14 protein-coding genes and 1 pseudogene are annotated in these 14,702 nt (G+C 67.3%); 9 read left to right on the top strand and 6 right to left on the bottom strand.

Annotated features, from left to right (window positions below):
• Positions 1-74: 74 nt before the first annotated feature.
• The gene (locus ASG07_RS11005) at positions 75-341 is read right to left on the bottom strand and encodes a ribbon-helix-helix domain-containing protein (RefSeq protein WP_055845959.1); all 267 of its coding nucleotides are present in this window, start codon (positions 339-341) and stop codon (positions 75-77) included.
• A gap of 126 nt (positions 342-467) precedes the next feature.
• Between ASG07_RS11005 and ASG07_RS11000 the strand changes: the two genes are divergently transcribed.
• Positions 468-1,004 (top strand): CinA family protein, encoded by a 537-nt coding sequence (locus ASG07_RS11000; RefSeq protein ID WP_082474728.1) that lies wholly within the window; start codon positions 468-470, stop codon positions 1,002-1,004.
• Between the two features lie 65 nt (positions 1,005-1,069).
• Here the strand turns inward: ASG07_RS11000 and ASG07_RS10995 are convergent, their stop codons facing one another.
• Entirely contained in the window at positions 1,070-1,633 is a 564-nt protein-coding gene (locus ASG07_RS10995; protein ID WP_055845952.1) for a hypothetical protein, read from the bottom strand.
• An 80-nt stretch (positions 1,634-1,713) separates the two neighbouring features.
• On the bottom strand, positions 1,714-3,540 hold the full coding sequence (cobT, locus tag ASG07_RS10990) for a cobaltochelatase subunit CobT (RefSeq protein ID WP_055845949.1): 1,827 nt from the start codon (positions 3,538-3,540) through the stop codon (positions 1,714-1,716).
• Between the two features lie 1,226 nt (positions 3,541-4,766).
• Here cobT and ASG07_RS18140 point away from each other — a divergent pair.
• Positions 4,767-4,874 (top strand): annotated as a pseudogene (locus tag ASG07_RS18140) (PEPxxWA-CTERM sorting domain-containing protein); the annotation flags it as partial.
• A 57-nt stretch (positions 4,875-4,931) separates the two neighbouring features.
• On the opposite strand, the gene cobS reads toward ASG07_RS18140, so the two are convergent.
• A complete protein-coding gene (gene cobS, locus ASG07_RS10980; protein ID WP_055845941.1) occupies positions 4,932-5,936 on the bottom strand; it encodes a cobaltochelatase subunit CobS in 1,005 nt (334 codons plus the stop codon).
• Between the two features lie 43 nt (positions 5,937-5,979).
• Positions 5,980-6,651, bottom strand: coding sequence for a winged helix-turn-helix transcriptional regulator (locus tag ASG07_RS10975; RefSeq protein WP_055845938.1), 672 nt, complete (start codon positions 6,649-6,651; stop codon positions 5,980-5,982).
• 65 nt (positions 6,652-6,716) lie between these two features.
• Here ASG07_RS10975 and ASG07_RS10970 point away from each other — a divergent pair, with 65 nt between their 5' ends.
• Both ASG07_RS10970 and ASG07_RS18135 read left to right on the top strand, forming a co-directional pair.
• Positions 6,717-7,154: a VOC family protein gene (locus ASG07_RS10970; RefSeq protein ID WP_055845935.1), complete on the top strand. Its 438-nt coding sequence runs from the start codon at positions 6,717-6,719 to the stop codon at positions 7,152-7,154.
• Between the two features lie 116 nt (positions 7,155-7,270).
• Positions 7,271-7,987, top strand: coding sequence for a DUF1428 domain-containing protein (locus ASG07_RS18135; RefSeq protein WP_055845931.1), 717 nt, complete (start codon positions 7,271-7,273; stop codon positions 7,985-7,987).
• Positions 7,988-8,023: 36 nt separating this feature from the next.
• Here ASG07_RS18135 and ASG07_RS10960 read toward each other — a convergent pair whose 3' ends face one another.
• Positions 8,024-8,980, bottom strand: coding sequence for a DUF808 domain-containing protein (locus ASG07_RS10960; protein ID WP_055845927.1), 957 nt, complete (start codon positions 8,978-8,980; stop codon positions 8,024-8,026).
• Positions 8,981-9,150: 170 nt separating this feature from the next.
• Here ASG07_RS10960 and ASG07_RS10955 point away from each other — a divergent pair, with 170 nt between their 5' ends.
• The 5 genes from ASG07_RS10955 (at position 9,151) to ASG07_RS10935 (ending at position 14,688) form a co-directional block, all read left to right on the top strand.
• A complete protein-coding gene (locus ASG07_RS10955) occupies positions 9,151-11,034 on the top strand; it encodes a CocE/NonD family hydrolase (RefSeq protein ID WP_201781002.1) in 1,884 nt (627 codons plus the stop codon).
• Between the two features lie 99 nt (positions 11,035-11,133).
• Positions 11,134-12,051 carry an ATP-grasp domain-containing protein gene (locus ASG07_RS10950; protein WP_055845920.1) on the top strand — a complete coding sequence of 306 codons (918 nt, stop codon included), beginning with the start codon at positions 11,134-11,136 and terminating at the stop codon, positions 12,049-12,051.
• Positions 12,048-13,061 carry an LLM class flavin-dependent oxidoreductase gene (locus ASG07_RS10945; protein ID WP_055845917.1) on the top strand — a complete coding sequence of 338 codons (1,014 nt, stop codon included), beginning with the start codon at positions 12,048-12,050 and terminating at the stop codon, positions 13,059-13,061. The genes ASG07_RS10950 and ASG07_RS10945 overlap by 4 nt, the downstream gene beginning before the upstream one ends.
• Complete coding sequence (locus tag ASG07_RS10940; RefSeq protein ID WP_055845912.1) at positions 13,058-14,026, top strand: methionine ABC transporter ATP-binding protein; 969 nt, start codon at positions 13,058-13,060, stop codon at positions 14,024-14,026. The genes ASG07_RS10945 and ASG07_RS10940 overlap by 4 nt, the downstream gene beginning before the upstream one ends.
• On the top strand, positions 14,023-14,688 hold the full coding sequence (locus tag ASG07_RS10935) for a methionine ABC transporter permease (RefSeq protein ID WP_055845909.1): 666 nt from the start codon (positions 14,023-14,025) through the stop codon (positions 14,686-14,688). The genes ASG07_RS10940 and ASG07_RS10935 overlap by 4 nt, the downstream gene beginning before the upstream one ends.
• Positions 14,689-14,702 lie beyond the last annotated feature (14 nt).

Here is a 14,702-nt window from a genome sequence, read left to right as displayed (position 1 = left end):
ATTTCGTTGGGGCCCCGCTATTGAGAGTCGTTCGCACTGTCAACGCTATTGCGAGTGATTTTCAGTGATGGGCATCATGGAGCATGATCCTGCGTTGCATCCGCGAGGAGCCATGACCGGATGGCGCTGGCCAGATTGGGCGGGTCGGCCGCCGTGATCCGCACCGCGTCGATGGCCGCGACCAGCGCGGACAGCGGCAGCGCGCGGCGGGTCGCCGCCTCCTCCAGCGCCGTCCAGAAGCCCGGTTCCAGACTGATGGAAGTCTGATGGCCGGCGATCGTCACCGACCGCTTGACCGGGCCGACAAAGCCTCCCTCCGGCGACTGGATTACGATGGCCATGCCCGGTCATCTACCCGCCGATGCGCGCGATGTCGAAAGCGCAGGTTTGATCGCGATCAATGATCTGACCGGAAACCCGTCGAACCGTGGTCGGTTGATCCGGCACGGAGAGAGGATCGCGAGAGCATGGAGTCGGAGACAGGTAAGTCGGAGGCAGGCGGGTCGGAGGCAGGCGGGTCGGAGGCAGGCGGGTCGGCAGGCAGGGCGAGGCGGGTGCTGGAGCGCGCGACGGAGCGCGGATGGTCGATCGTGACGGCGGAAAGCTGCACGGGCGGGCAACTGGCATCGCTGCTGACCGATATCGAAGGCGCGTCAGGTGCCTTCGAGCGTGGCTTCGTCGTCTACAGCGAAGTGGCGAAATGCGAGTTGCTGGGGCTGGAGCAGCGGCGGATCACACAATGCGGCGTCGTCAGCCGGGAGACGGCGATCGCGATGGCGGAGGGCGCACTGACCCATTCCCACGGCGATGTCGCGATCGGCATCACCGGGTTCGCGGGGCCGGCCGGGCCGGACGACGAACCGGGCCTGGTCCACATCGCCTGCGCCACCCGCTCGGGCGAGACGCGCCACCGGGAATGCCATTTCGGCGACATCGGTCGCGACCCGGTGCGGGACCGCAGCGTGCTGATCGCGCTGGAGATGCTGGATGCGGCGATGGAATGACGGTGAACGGGGGCGTGCCACCCGACGCGGGAGGACAGGCTGCGTTACAGCCGCGGCTTTTTCCCCTAATAGGGGACCGAGCGCATCAAACTGTTCTGAAGCTGCCTCAGCGCCTCCGCACCGAAGATGGCGAAATCGACCTTCATGTCGGAATAGCCTCTGATCGCGAGCGGACCGCATTGCTGCTGAACCTTGATCGCGGCATTGGTCAGGTCGGCGGTCTGCTTCGCGAGCAGCGCCGCCTGCATCGCGATGACCGGCGTCGCCATCCCGCCTGTAACGACCTCCGCCCCCGCGATCGAGCTAATCAGGGTGGCCGATCCGGTGCCCTCTGCGGCGAAATCGAACAGGGCGCTGTAGCACGCCATCTTCTGCCCTTCGCTCAGCCCCGCGATCGATGCGGAGTTTTTCGCCACGACGCTGACTATCGTCGATATATCAACGTCACCCTTCTTGCGGATGCTTTCGATCGCGGCGTCCAGAACGCTACCGACCAGTGTTGCGCCCGCTTCGACGACTTTGTCATCGTGCGAATATCGTCGCAGGCTTTGTTTCGCTGTCGCCTTCACCCTGTCCTGCAGGACCGACGTGAAGACATCCGCGGTCGTATCGATTGCGACTCCGGCCATGACCCCAACCCCCATTGGAACGTCACGACGGTATATTCAGGTGCGCAGCAGCGACAACGGATATTATCGCTGCGGAGCGTTCAATCCGTGTCGAACAGCGCGGCCAGTTGTTCGATGATCGTGCCGCCGAGCTGTTCCGCGTCCATGATCGTTACCGCCCGGCTGTAATAGCGCGTCACATCGTGGCCGATGCCGATCGCGATCAGTTCGACCGGCGACTTGCCCTCGATCCAGCCGATCACCTGCCGCAGATGCCGTTCCAGATAGGAGCCGGAGTTCACCGACAGCGTGGAATCGTCGACCGGTGCGCCATCGCTGATGACCATCAGGATGCGGCGTTCCTCCGGCCGGGCGATCAGCCGGGCGTGCGCCCACAGCAGCGCCTCGCCATCGATATTCTCCTTCAGCAGCCCTTCGCGCATCATCAGGCCAAGACTGGTGCGCGCCCGCCGCCAGGGCTCGTCCGCCTTTTTATAGACGATGTGGCGGACGTCGTTGAGTCGTCCCGGCTGGGGCGGGCGGCCGGCGGCGAGCCACGTCTCGCGGCTTTGTCCGCCCTTCCACGCGCGCGTCGTGAAGCCGAGGATCTCGGTCTTGACGCCACACCGCTCCAGCGTGCGGGCGAGGATGTCCGCGGAGATCGCGGCGATCGAGATCGGTCGGCCACGCATCGATCCGCTGTTGTCGATCAGCAACGTCACCACCGTGTCGCGGAAATCGGTATCCCGCTCGACCTTGTAGCTGAGCGACTGGCCGGGGCTGGTCACGACGCGCGCCAGCCGGGCGGCGTCGAGCAGCCCTTCCTCCTGATCGAAGTCCCAGGACCGGTTCTGCTGCGCCATCAGCCGGCGCTGGAGCCGGTTGGCCAGCTTCGATACCGCCGATTGCAGATGCGCCAGCTGCTGGTCGAGATAACCGCGCAGGCGCGTCAGCTCGTCGGCGTCGCACAGGTCGGCGGCGGTCACGACCTCGTCGAACTGGGTCGTCCACGGCTTGTAGTCGAACTGGCCGCTCGGGTCCGCCATCGGCCGGTTGGGGCGGACCGGCTGCATCCCGTCCTCGCCCTCGTCGCCGGGTTCGCCGTCCATGTCGTCCGGCGCGTCCTCGCCCTGATCCTGCGCGTCGCCCTCGTCGCCGTCGGCCTCCTGCTGCTCGCCGCGCGCCTCGACCTCGCCTTCGCTCTGGCCGCCGTCCTCGGCGTCGTCGCTGTCGTCGTCGCCGGAGGCGTCGTCCTGACCCTCGTCCTCCTCGCCGCCCTCGTCCGCGTCCTCGGGCTGCTGCTCGGCCTCGATCAGCTCCAGATCGGCGAGCAGGCGCGTCGCCAGCGACTGGAACGCGCGCTGGTCGTCCAGCGCCAGCGCCAGCGCCGACAGGTCCGCCTTCGCATCGACCCAGTCGCGGACCAGCGCCAGACCGGGCAGCGCCGCCGCCGGCGTGTCGCGCCCGGTCAGCGCCTCGCGCACCATCAGGCCCAGCGCGGTCGACAGCGGCACCTCCGCCCGCGTCCGCGCCCGCCCGATCGGGTCCGACCGCATCCGCATCTCCAGCGCCTGCGCCAGATTGTCGCCGATGCCCTGATAGCCGCGGCTGCCCAGTGCCTCGACCCGCGCCGTCTCGACCGCGTCGAACACCGCGCGCGCCACCGGTTCCGCCGGCGCTCCGCGCGCATGCAGCGCCGCATCGTGCAGCCGCAGCCTGAGCGCGAACCCGTCCGCGAAGCCGCGCGCCTCCGCCACCTGTTCGGGCGGCAGCGCCCGGGGGGGCATCGGCACCTTGATATGCTTGCCCGACTGCACCGGCACGTCGGCGGTGAAGGCCAGCTCCACCTCGGCCTCGTCCGCGAGCGCGCGGGCGGTGCCGCCGAGAACGGCCTTGAACCGGTCGAGGGGGGTCTCGTTACTCGCCATGCCGATCCCTCTGCCACGCAGCGGGCGCGATGGGAACGGCTGATGGGCGCTTATAGATAATGTAGTGTTTACAATGTCTTGTAAGGACGATTGTGGTCCGGAGCCGCGTCAAAACGAGACAGAACGCTATGATTAACGCGTGAAATCAACGGCTTATTGGATTTTCCAGCGTTCAGAGAATCATTTACGGCGGGTGAACGGGGCCATAGCTCGGGATCAACGACGCGAAGACCTTTGACAGCATGAACGGACATCACATGGCGGGCGCGAGGGCGTCGGTCGTGAGGGGTATCGCTCATCCGGAAAGACCTCGTCCCGTCGGATTCCACAATGGCCCGATCAGGGGGCCACGACACAGGGGTTCCACGATGCTCAAGACGATCCTCGCCGCCAGCGCCGCCTTCCTCGCGCTTCCCTCGATCGCCGGCGCGCAGGCGGTGATCGACAATGGCACGATCCAGCTCGGCGTGCGCAGCCTGGGCGACCTCAATACGGCGGGCGTCGGGATGAAGGATCTGCGGACCGGGTTCGAGGCGACGTATCCGGGTTGCACGTGCGAGGGCTGGGGCGTCGCCGTCGCGGGCACCGGGATCACCGGCTACGCCAATTCGGCGATCGGCACGTCGGGCCTGAACCTCGTATCGTTCGCCAGCACGGCGAGCACGGCGACCTCCACCGTCGCGCTGAGCGCCGCGCCGTTGCAGGTGACGCATGCCTACACCCCCAGCAAGGTCGCCGACCTGTACCGCGTCGACGTGACGATCACCAACACCGGCACCGCCGCGACGAGCGGCAACGTCCTCTACCGGCGCGTGATGGACTGGGACATCGAGCCGACGGCGTTCTACGAATATTCGACGATCCAGGGCACGACCGGCGCGAAGAACGTCCTCTATACGAGCGACAACGGCTTCGCGTCGTCCAACCCGTTCGGCGATCGCGGCGCGCTGGTCGGCGGGGCCGAGGGCGATTTCGTCGACGCGGGGCCGTACGATCACGGCGCGCTGTTCGACTTCTCCTTCTCGCCGCTCGCGGCGGGGGCGTCGCAGAGCTTCTCGATCTACTTCGGTGCGACGAAAGACGAACCGTCGGCGCTTGCCGCACTCGGCGCGGTCGGGGCGGAGATGTACTCGTTCGGCCAGTCGGGGCTGGACAAGGACGGCGGCACGGCCGGCTATGCGACCTTCATCATGGGCTTCAAGGGCGTCGGCGGGATGAGCATGGCCGGAGCGGTGCCGGAGCCGGCGACGTGGGCGATGATGATCCTGGGCATGGGCGGAATCGGTGGCGGCCTGCGCCGTCGCCGCGCGGTCGCGACGCTCGCCACCGCCTGAACGCACGGAGAAGGGGGGGGAGGCGGCCGGACGGTCGCCTCCCCCTTTTTTGGCGTCTCAGCCCTTGCCGACGACGCTTTCGGGCAGGTCCTTGCCGAAGACGCGCTGGTAATATTCCGCAACGAGCGACCGCTCCGCCTCGTCGCACTTGTTCAGGAACGACAGGCGGAACGCGAAGCCGACGTCGCCGAAGATCAGCGCGTTCTGCGCCCAGGTGATGACGGTGCGCGGGCTCATGACGGTCGAGATGTCGCCGTTGACGAAGCCCTTGCGCGTCAGGTCGGCGACGCGGACCATGTTCTCCACGACCTTCTTGCCGTCCGGCTTGTCGTATTCGCCGGACTTGGCGAGCACGATCTGCGCCTCGGTGGCGGCGGGCAGGTAGTTGAGCGTGACGACGATGTTCCAGCGGTCCATCTGACCCTGGTTGATCTGCTGCGTGCCGTGGTACAGCCCGCTGGTATCGCCGAGGCCGACCGTATTGGCGGTCGCGAACAGGCGGAACCACGGGCTGGGGCGGATGACGCGGTTCTGGTCGAGCAGCGTCAGCTTTCCCTCCGTCTCCAGCACGCGCTGGATCACGAACATCACGTCCGGGCGACCGGCGTCGTATTCGTCGAACACCAAGGCGGTCGGCGTCTGGAGCGCCCAGGGCAAGAGCCCTTCCCGGAACTCGGTGACCTGCTGACCATCGCGCAGCACGATCGCGTCGCGACCGACGAGGTCGATACGGCTGATATGCGCGTCGAGGTTGATGCGGATGCACGGCCAGTTGAGCCGCGCCGCGACCTGTTCGATGTGCGTCGACTTGCCGGTGCCGTGATAGCCCTGCACCATCACGCGCCGGTTGTGCGCGAAGCCCGCCAGCACGGCGAGCGTCGTGTCGTGATCGAACACATAGGCCGGATCGAGATCGGGCACGCGCTCGTCGGCCTCCGAGAAGGCGGGCACCTCCATATCGAGATCGATCCCGAACAGGTCGCGCACACCGACCATCCGGTCGGGCGCGTCGAGGATCGTGGTCTCCCGGCTGTCGGGCTGCGTATTGGAAATTTCGGTCATTCGGGCCTCTTCTGTCCGAACGCCTTAGGGCAGGCGACGCTCCCTACTCAACCGACACCTTCGACGGCAGCGCGAAAAGCGTCACGAAACGATCCCATGTCACCCGATTGCCCGTCACGCGGACGGCTTCGGCGGCCTCCGCCTCCGCCAGCGGCCATTTGCCGTAGACGAGTGCGGCCATCGTGACCGGATCGGTTTCGAGCGTCACGTCGGCGGGTCCGTCGCCGCGCGCGATCGTCAGTTCGCGGTTCTTCAGCCGTGCGAGGAACGAGTCGTTGCCGAAGCGGAAGCCGATCGTCGCGTCCATGCTGCGGGCCTTGTCGACATCGATCATCGTCCGCAGGGACATCATCGCCGAGGCGGCGGAGAACGGCAGGGTGGGGTCGTGATCCGGCGACCGGGTCGCCCAGCGGCCCAGCGCCTGCATGATCGGCTCGCTCTCATACCCCCAGGGCGTCAGCTCGTAGACCTGCGCGCTGGCGGGCGGCGGCAGGTGGCGGCGACGGAGCACGCCCGCCGCCTCCAGTCCGGCCAGCCGCTGCGTCAGGATGTTCGCGCTGATGCCCGGCAAGCCGCCGCGCAATTCCCCGAAGCGGCGCGGACCGAACATCAGTTCCCGCACGACGAGCATCGCCCAGCGCTCCCCCAGCAATTCCAGCGCATGCGCCGTGCCGCAGGCATCGTCATACCACCTGGTTAGCTTTTCTGACTTCATAGTTGTATTTGATAACTAGATATAGCATCCAAGGCAAACAGCGATTCGCAGAGGGGAGAGACGACATGGCCAAAATGATCTTCGTGAACCTGCCGGTGAAGGACGTGGAGGCGTCCATCGCCTTCTATCAGGCGATCGGCGCGACGAAGGACGAGCGGTTCAGCCAGCCCGGCAAGGCGGCGTCGATGCAGTTCTCGGACACGATCGTGTTCATGCTGCTGAGCCACGATTTCTTCGCCGGGTTTTCGCCGAAGCCGATCGCCGACGCGCACCAGAGCACGGAAGTGCTGCTGTGCCTGTCGCAGGACAGCCGGGAGGCGGTGGATGCGATCACCGAAGCGGCGGCGACGGCTGGCGGCAAGGCGGACATCCGGCCGCCACAGGATCACGGCTTCATGTACGGGCGCAGCTTCGAGGATCCGGACGGCCATATCTTCGAGCCGATGTACATGGACCTCGACGCCGCACTCGCCGCGATGGGCAGCCAGATTCAGGCCGCATGACGTGTGCCGGCGCGTCGGACCCGATCTGAAGACCGGCGCGCTGGCATTCGTGGCGACGGTCTTGGCGATCCTTAGTCACGCAGTCATGATCGGCGGATAACAGGGAGGAGAGAATCATGTCGTACGTTCAAGGGTTCGTCATTCCCGTCGCGACCGGGAAGCGCGACGCGTATCTGGCGATGGCCCGGATGGCCGCGCCGCTGTTCCTCGAATATGGCGCATCGCGGGTGGTGGAATGCTGGGGCGACGACGTACCGCACGGTACACTCACGGACTTCTACCGCGCCGTCGCGGCGGAGGAGGGCGAGACGATCGTGTTCTCGTGGATCGTCTGGCCCGACCATGCCACCGCCAAGGCGGCCGAGACGACGATGATGGAAGACGAGCGGATGAAGCCGCCGGAGGATATGCCCTTCGACGGCAAGCGCCTGATCTACGCCGGGTTCGACGAGATCTACGACGGCGGACAGGGTGGTCCGTTCGGCTATATCGATGGTTTCCTCGCCGCCGTGCCGATCGCGTCGAAGGAGGCGTATCTGGACCATGCGCGCACGATGACGGCGATCATCGCGGAGAATGGCTGCACGCGCGGGACGGAGAACTGGGCGGGGGATATCGCGGAGGGCAAGGTGACCGATTTCCGCCGCGCCGTGCAACTGGAGCCGGGCGAGGCGGTCGTGTTCAGTTGGCTAGAATGGCCGGATAAGGCGACGCGCAACGCGGGCATGGGCAAGATGATGGAGGACCCGCGGGTGCATGCGCTCGACATGCCGTTCGACGGCAAGCGCATGATCTATGGCGGGTTCGTGCCGATCCTCGACACGGCGAACTGAGCGAGGTCGCGTCCGCGCCCGTTCGTCCGCCCGTGTTCAGTGGGCGGGCGCGGTCTTGCCGAACAGCGCCATGACGCGTGGCACGATCAGCGCGACGATCGTGCCGACGATCAGGCCGACCAGCGCCGACGCGACGGCGAAGCCCAGCCACGACCCGATGCCGGGTGCGAACGGCGTCAGGCGGGCGACGGCATCGGAGACGACGTGCGCGGCATGGGGCAACGCTTCCAGATGGAACTCCTCCAGCCCGTGGACGAGGATGCCGCCGCCGACCCACAGCATCGCGATCGTCCCGACCTTTGCCAGGATCGCCAGCACGACCGGCATCGCCGTCACCAGACCGCGCCCCAGTGCCTGCACGGCACCGTTGCGCCGCGCCGCCAGATTCAGGCCGATATCGTCCATCTTAACGATCAGCGCGACGACGCCGTAGACGCCGCCGGTAATCAGCAGCGACACCGCCACCAGCGCCGCCGCCTGCGTCGCAAAGCTCTGGTCCGACACTTCCGACAAAGCGATCGCCATGATCTCCGCCGACAGGATCAGGTCGGTGCGGACGGCGCCGCCGACCTTCTGGTTCTCGATCTCCTCCGGCGTCTGATCGGCCAGCGCCGCGTCGTCGGCGGCGTGACCGTGGCCGGTGACCATCTCGATGATCTTTTCCGCGCCTTCGTAGGACAGGTACAGGCCGCCGAGCATCAGGATCGGGGTGATGATCCACGGCACCAGCGCGCTGAGCAGCAATGCGCCGGGCAGCAGGAACAGCAGCTTGTTGCGCAGCGATCCCTTGGCGATCCGCCAGATGATCGGCAGTTCGCGCGCGGGCGTCAGGCCGGATACGTATTTCGGCGTCACCGCCGCGTCGTCGACCACCACGCCCATCGCCTTGGACGACGCCTTCATCGAGGCGGCGGCGATATCGTCGGCGGACGCCGCGGCCAGACGCGCGATCGCGGCGACATCGTCGAGAAGGGCTACGAGACCAGAGGCCATGAACGGTTTCCGCGTGGTGGAGGGACTGCGCGAAGCTGAACAGCAATGACGGCGAAGAGGCTAGTGGGAAATGTGCCGATGCCGGGAGTGGTGGGCGACGCCGGTGGATTTCCGCTTTCAACCCTGTAGGTTGCGCGCCGACGAACGATCAAGGGGCGACAGGGATGCGAATGGGCGGGATGCTGGCGGCGACGGCCGCGCTGGCGATGGCGACAGGGGCACCGGCGCAGGATTATGCCCGCTACAGCGACGACGCGATCGCGCGCGAGATGGCGGCGAAGGTCGATGCGGAGATGATCGCGCTGGTGCCGATGCGCGACGGCGTCGGGCTGGCGACGAACATCTACCGGCCCAAAGACGCGAAGGGGCCGCTGCCGACGCTGTTGTGGAAGACGCCCTATAACGAGCTGTCGTACAAGACCGCGACCAGCCGTCGCGCGCTGGAGGCGGTGAAGCGCGGCTACGCTTTCGTCGTGCAGAACGAGCGCGGGCGCTATTACTCGGAAGGGAAGTACGAGATTCTCGGTCTGCCGCAGACCGATGGCTACGACACGCTGACGTGGATCGCGAAGCAGCCCTGGTCGAATGGCAAGGTCGGCACCGTCGGCTGTTCGTCGTCGGCGGAATGGCAGTTGGCGCTCGCGGCGCAGAACCATCCCGCGCATGCGGCGATGGTGCCGATGGCGTCGGGGGCCGGCATCGGCAAGGTCGGTCCGTTCGAGGAACAGGGCAACTGGTATACAGGCGGCGTTCCGCGCACGCTGTTCCATATCTGGCTGTACGGCGTCGACAACCCGCTGCGCGCGGAGCTGCCCAGGGGGCTCGATCAGCCGACGCGGGCGCGGATCGCGCGGTACAATGATCTCGACGCGAAGAAGCCGGAGGTGAACTGGTTCACGCAGATCCGGCACCTGCCCTATGCCGACATGCTGAAGGATCTGGGCGAGCCGCCCGCGACGTTCGAACAGTTTACCGCGCGCGCCGGACCGGCCGATCCGGCGTGGCGGACGGGTGGGCTGTATCACGACGACATGGGCTGGGGTGTCCCCGCCCTGTGGTTCAATTCGTGGTACGACGTGTCGATCGGACCCAATCTGGCGCTGTTCAATCACGCCCGTGCGGTGAAGTCCGACAAGGAGGCGAGCGCCAACCAGTTCGCCGTGGTCGCACCGAATACCCATTGCGCCTTCGCGCGGCTGGGGCCGGACTTCCAGTCGGGCGACCGCGATCTGGGCGATGCCAGCTTCGACACGGACGGCCAGATCTACGCGTTCTTCGACCGTTGGCTGAAGGGCGACGCGAAGGCGTTCCCCGCCCGCACCGCGCCGATCCGCTATTACACGATGGGCACGAACCGCTGGCAGCAGGCGACGCAGTGGCCGCCGGCGGAGGCGAAGACGGTGCGGATGTACCTGCGCTCCGGCGGGCGCGCCAACGGGGTGGGTGGCGACGGCCGGCTCGACGCGACGGCCCCACCGGCGGGCGAGGCGGCGGATCGCTACACCTATGACCCGATGAACCCGGTGCAGACGATCGGCGGCGCGGATTGCTGCAACGGCGGCCTCATCACCGCGGGCGCGTTCGACCAGCGGGTGATCGAGGCGCGCGGCGACGTGCTGGTCTACAGCAGCGAGCCGCTGACGAAGCCAATCGAGGTGACGGGCTTCGTCAACGCGGTGCTGAAGATATCGTCGGACGCGAAGGACACCGACTTCGCGGTGAAGCTGGTCGATGTCGCGCCGGACGGGACCGCCTATATATTGGGCGATACGATCCTGCGCGCCCGCTACCGCGACGGCTTCGCGACGCCGGCGATGATGACGCCGAATACGGTCTACACGCTGAAGCCGACGCCGATCTCGACCAGCAACACGTTCCTGCCCGGGCATCGTATCCGGGTGGAGGTGACGTCGTCCAACTTCCCGAAGTTCGTCCGCAACCTGAACACCGGCGGCGATAACGAGCGCGAGGCGAAGGGCGTCGTGGCGCGGAACGCGGTGCATCATGCGGGGGGCGATGCGTCCTACATCGAACTGCCCGTCATCGGCGGGTAAGCAGGACGGCTTTCGCGGCGTAAAGCTAAACTCCTGAAAACGGCCGGCGTCCCCTGGGCTAGGGACGCCGGCTCTCTACGTGCGCGACCGAAGGACGATATGGCCGATCTGGCGATCCTGTACGAACATCCTGCCTGGTTCACGCCGCTGTTCGCGGCGATGGACCGGCGCGGGATCGATTATGTGGCGATGGCGGCGGACGGGCATGGCTTCGACCCAGCCGATCCCGTGCCGCCCGCGCCGGTGGTGTTCAACCGCATCGCCATGTCGAGTTTCCTGCGCCAGCCGGAGCATCCGATCTTCTACGCGCAGGCGCTGATGGCGCATTGGGCGGCGCAGGGCGCGCGGATCGTGAACGGCCCCGCCGCGCTGGCGGTGGATGCGTCGAAGGCGCGGCAATTGTCGGTGATCGCGGGGCTGGGCCTCGGCATCCCCGCGACGCGGATCGTGCACCGCGCCGCCGACCTGGTTGCGGCGAGCGAGGGGCTGCGCTTCCCGATCGTGGTCAAGGCGAACATCGGCGGCTCCGGCGCGGGGATCGTCCGTTACGACGACGTCGCGGCGCTGGCGGCGTCGGTGGCGGACGGGACGACGCCCGACAGCATCGACCGTGTGCTGATGGTGCAGGAATATACGCCGGTGCGGGGCGGGGCGATCACCCGGATCGAGACGCTGGGGGGCAAATACCTGTACGCGCTGGGCGTGGACGGCGGCGGCAGTTTCGACCTGTGCCCGGCCGATGTCTGTCTCGTCGCGCCGGGCAAGGCGTCGATCGCGATCGCGCGGGTCGAGCCGGATGCGGCGCTGATCGATGCGGCCGAGCGGATCGTGCAGGCGGCGGGGATCGATGTCGGCGGTGTCGAGGTGATGATCGACGACCGCGACGGCACCGCGCGCTTCTACGACATCAACGCGTTGTCCAATTTCGTCGCCGATCCGTTGAGCGTGCTGGGCTGGGACCCGCATGAGCGGCTGGTAGACTGGCTGGAAACGACGATAGCGGAGGCGAAGGCGTGAGGTACGGTTACTGGATGCCGGTGTTCGGCGGGTGGCTGCGCAATGTCGCCGACGAGGGGATGCGGGCGGAGTGGGACTATGTGCGCGATCTGGCGATCCGGGCGGAGCAGATCGGGTTCGACCTGACGCTGATCGCCGAGCTGAACCTGAACGACATCAAGGGCACGGACCAGCCCGCACTCGACGCCTGGTCTACCGCCGCGGCGATTGCCGCCGTCACGAAGACGCAGGAACTGATGGTCGCGGTGCGGCCGAACTTCCACCAGCCGGCGCTGTTCGCGAAGGCGGCGGCGAACATCGATCGCATCTCCGGCGGGCGGCTGTCGCTGAACGTCGTCTCGTCGTGGTGGGCGGACGAGGCGAAGCAGTACGGCCTCCAGTTCGACCAGCATGATGACCGCTATGCCCGCACGTCCGAATGGCTGGACGTGGTCAAGGGCCTGTGGCGCGAGGAGCGGTTCAGCTTCGAAGGGCAGTTCTATCGCACGGAGGACGCGATCTGCGCGCCCAAGCCGCTGCACGCGCCGATCCTGTACGCAGGCGGCGAGAGCGAAACCGCCAAGACGCTGATCGCGGGCAAATGCGATGCGTACGTCATGCACGGCGACCCCGTATCGGCGATCGCGCCGAAGATCGCCGACATGCAGGCCCGCCGCGCCGCCGCGGGCGGCGCACCGATGACGTTCGGGATGGCGGCTTACGCAATCGTGCGCGACAGCGAGGCGGAGGCGAAGCGGGAACTGGCGCGGATCACGGAGGTCCGCGACCTGCCCGCCGGCTACGCCAATTTCGATCAATGGCTGTCGGGGACGCAGCTTGAGCGCGAGCTGAAGATCCAGGAATACAGCGTCTCCAACCGCGGCCTCCGCCCCAATCTGGTCGGGACGCCCGAGCAGGTGAAGGAGCGGATCGCCGAGTACGAAGATGCCGGGCTCGACCTGTTGCTGCTGCAATTCAGTCCGCAGGCGGAGGAGATGGAGCGGTTCGCGGCGCAGGTGATCGCCGCGTGATACGACTGGAGGGCGTCCACAAGGTTTTCGGCGACGGCCATGCCGCGCTCGCGGGCGTCGACCTGTCGGTGGCGCGTGGCGAAGTGTTCGGGATCATCGGGCGATCCGGCGCGGGCAAGTCGACGCTGGTGCGGCTGCTGAACGGGCTGGAGCGGCCGACGTCGGGACGGGTCGAGGTCGACGGGATCGATGTCGCTGCGCTCGGCGGCGCAGACTTGCGGACGTTGCGGCGGCGGATCGGGATGATCTTCCAGAATTTCGGGCTGCTGTCGTCGCGAACGGTGGCGGAGAACGTCGCGCTGCCTCTGAAGATCGGCGGCGAGGCGGCGTCGGCGACCTCCGCCCGCGTGGGCGACCTGCTGGCGCGGGTCGGGTTACAGGATCAGGGCGCGAAATATCCGGCGCAGTTGTCGGGTGGCCAAAAGCAGCGCGTCGGCATCGCACGCGCGCTGGCGACCGGGCCTGACATCCTGCTGTGCGACGAGGCGACGAGCGCGCTCGACCCGGAGACGACGCACAGCATCCTGGCGCTGATCGCCGAACTGAACCGCGAACTCGGGCTGACGATCGTGCTCATCACGCACGAGATGGAGGTGGTGCGGCAGGTCTGCGACCGCGTCGCCGTGCTGCATGCCGGCCGCGTGGTCGAGAGCGGAACCGTCGCCGACGTGTTCCTGCGCCCGCAGGCGGCGGAGACGCGGGCGATGATCGCAGTCGCCGGCGAGGATGCGCCGGCGATCGATTTCGACGGGCGGGTCGTGAGGCTGATGCTGCGCGGCGACGCGGTGTGGCAGCCGGTGCTGACGCGGATCGCGCGCGAGACTGGTACGGACTTCGCGATCCTCGACGGCCGGATCGGCCGGTTGAAGGATGATAGTTTCGGGCAACTGACGCTAGGTTTGAGCGGCGGCGATGTCGCGGCGGCGGTCGCGGCGCTGGGCCGCGCCGGTGAGGTGAGCGCATGAGCGGCTGGTTCGCCAACATCGACTGGGCGGAGATCGGCCGCGCCACCCTGGAGACGCTGGCGATGCTCGGCGGATCGATGGTGCTGACGATCCTGATCGGGTTGCCGCTGGGCGTGGTGCTGTTCCTGACCGGGCCGGGGCAGGTCTGGGCAAGCCGGATCGGCAACGGCCTCGTCGCGCTGGTCGTCAATCTGCTGCGGTCGGTGCCGTTCATCATCCTGCTGATCGTGATGATTCCGATCACGGTGCTGATGGTCGGAACGTCGCTGGGCGTGGTCGGTGCGATCCCGCCCTTGGTGGTGGGCGCAGCCCCGTTCTTCGCGCGACTGGTCGAGACGTCGCTGCGCGAGGTCGACCGCAACACGGTGGAGGCGGTGCAGGCGATGGGCGCGACGACGCGCGATCTGGTGCTGCGCGCGCTGTTGCCGGAGGCGGTTCCGGGGATCGTCGCGGGCGCGACGGTGACAGCAGTGGCCTTGGTGTCGTTCACCGCGATGGCCGGTGTCGTCGGGGCCGGCGGGCTGGGCGATCTGGCGATCCGGTTCGGGTATCAGCGGTTCCAGACCGACGTGATGCTGGTGACGGTCGCGCTCTTGCTGGTGCTGGTGCAGGGTATCCAGATGCTGGGCGATGCGCTGGTGCGGCGGTTCACGCGCCGATGATGCGTCGTTCTTTT

The sequence above is a fragment of the Sphingomonas sp. Leaf343 genome, from assembly GCF_001423765.1.
GTDB lineage: Bacteria > Pseudomonadota > Alphaproteobacteria > Sphingomonadales > Sphingomonadaceae > Sphingomonas.
Note: the sequence above shows the minus strand (reverse complement) of the source record. Positions and strands in the feature narration are given on the sequence as shown.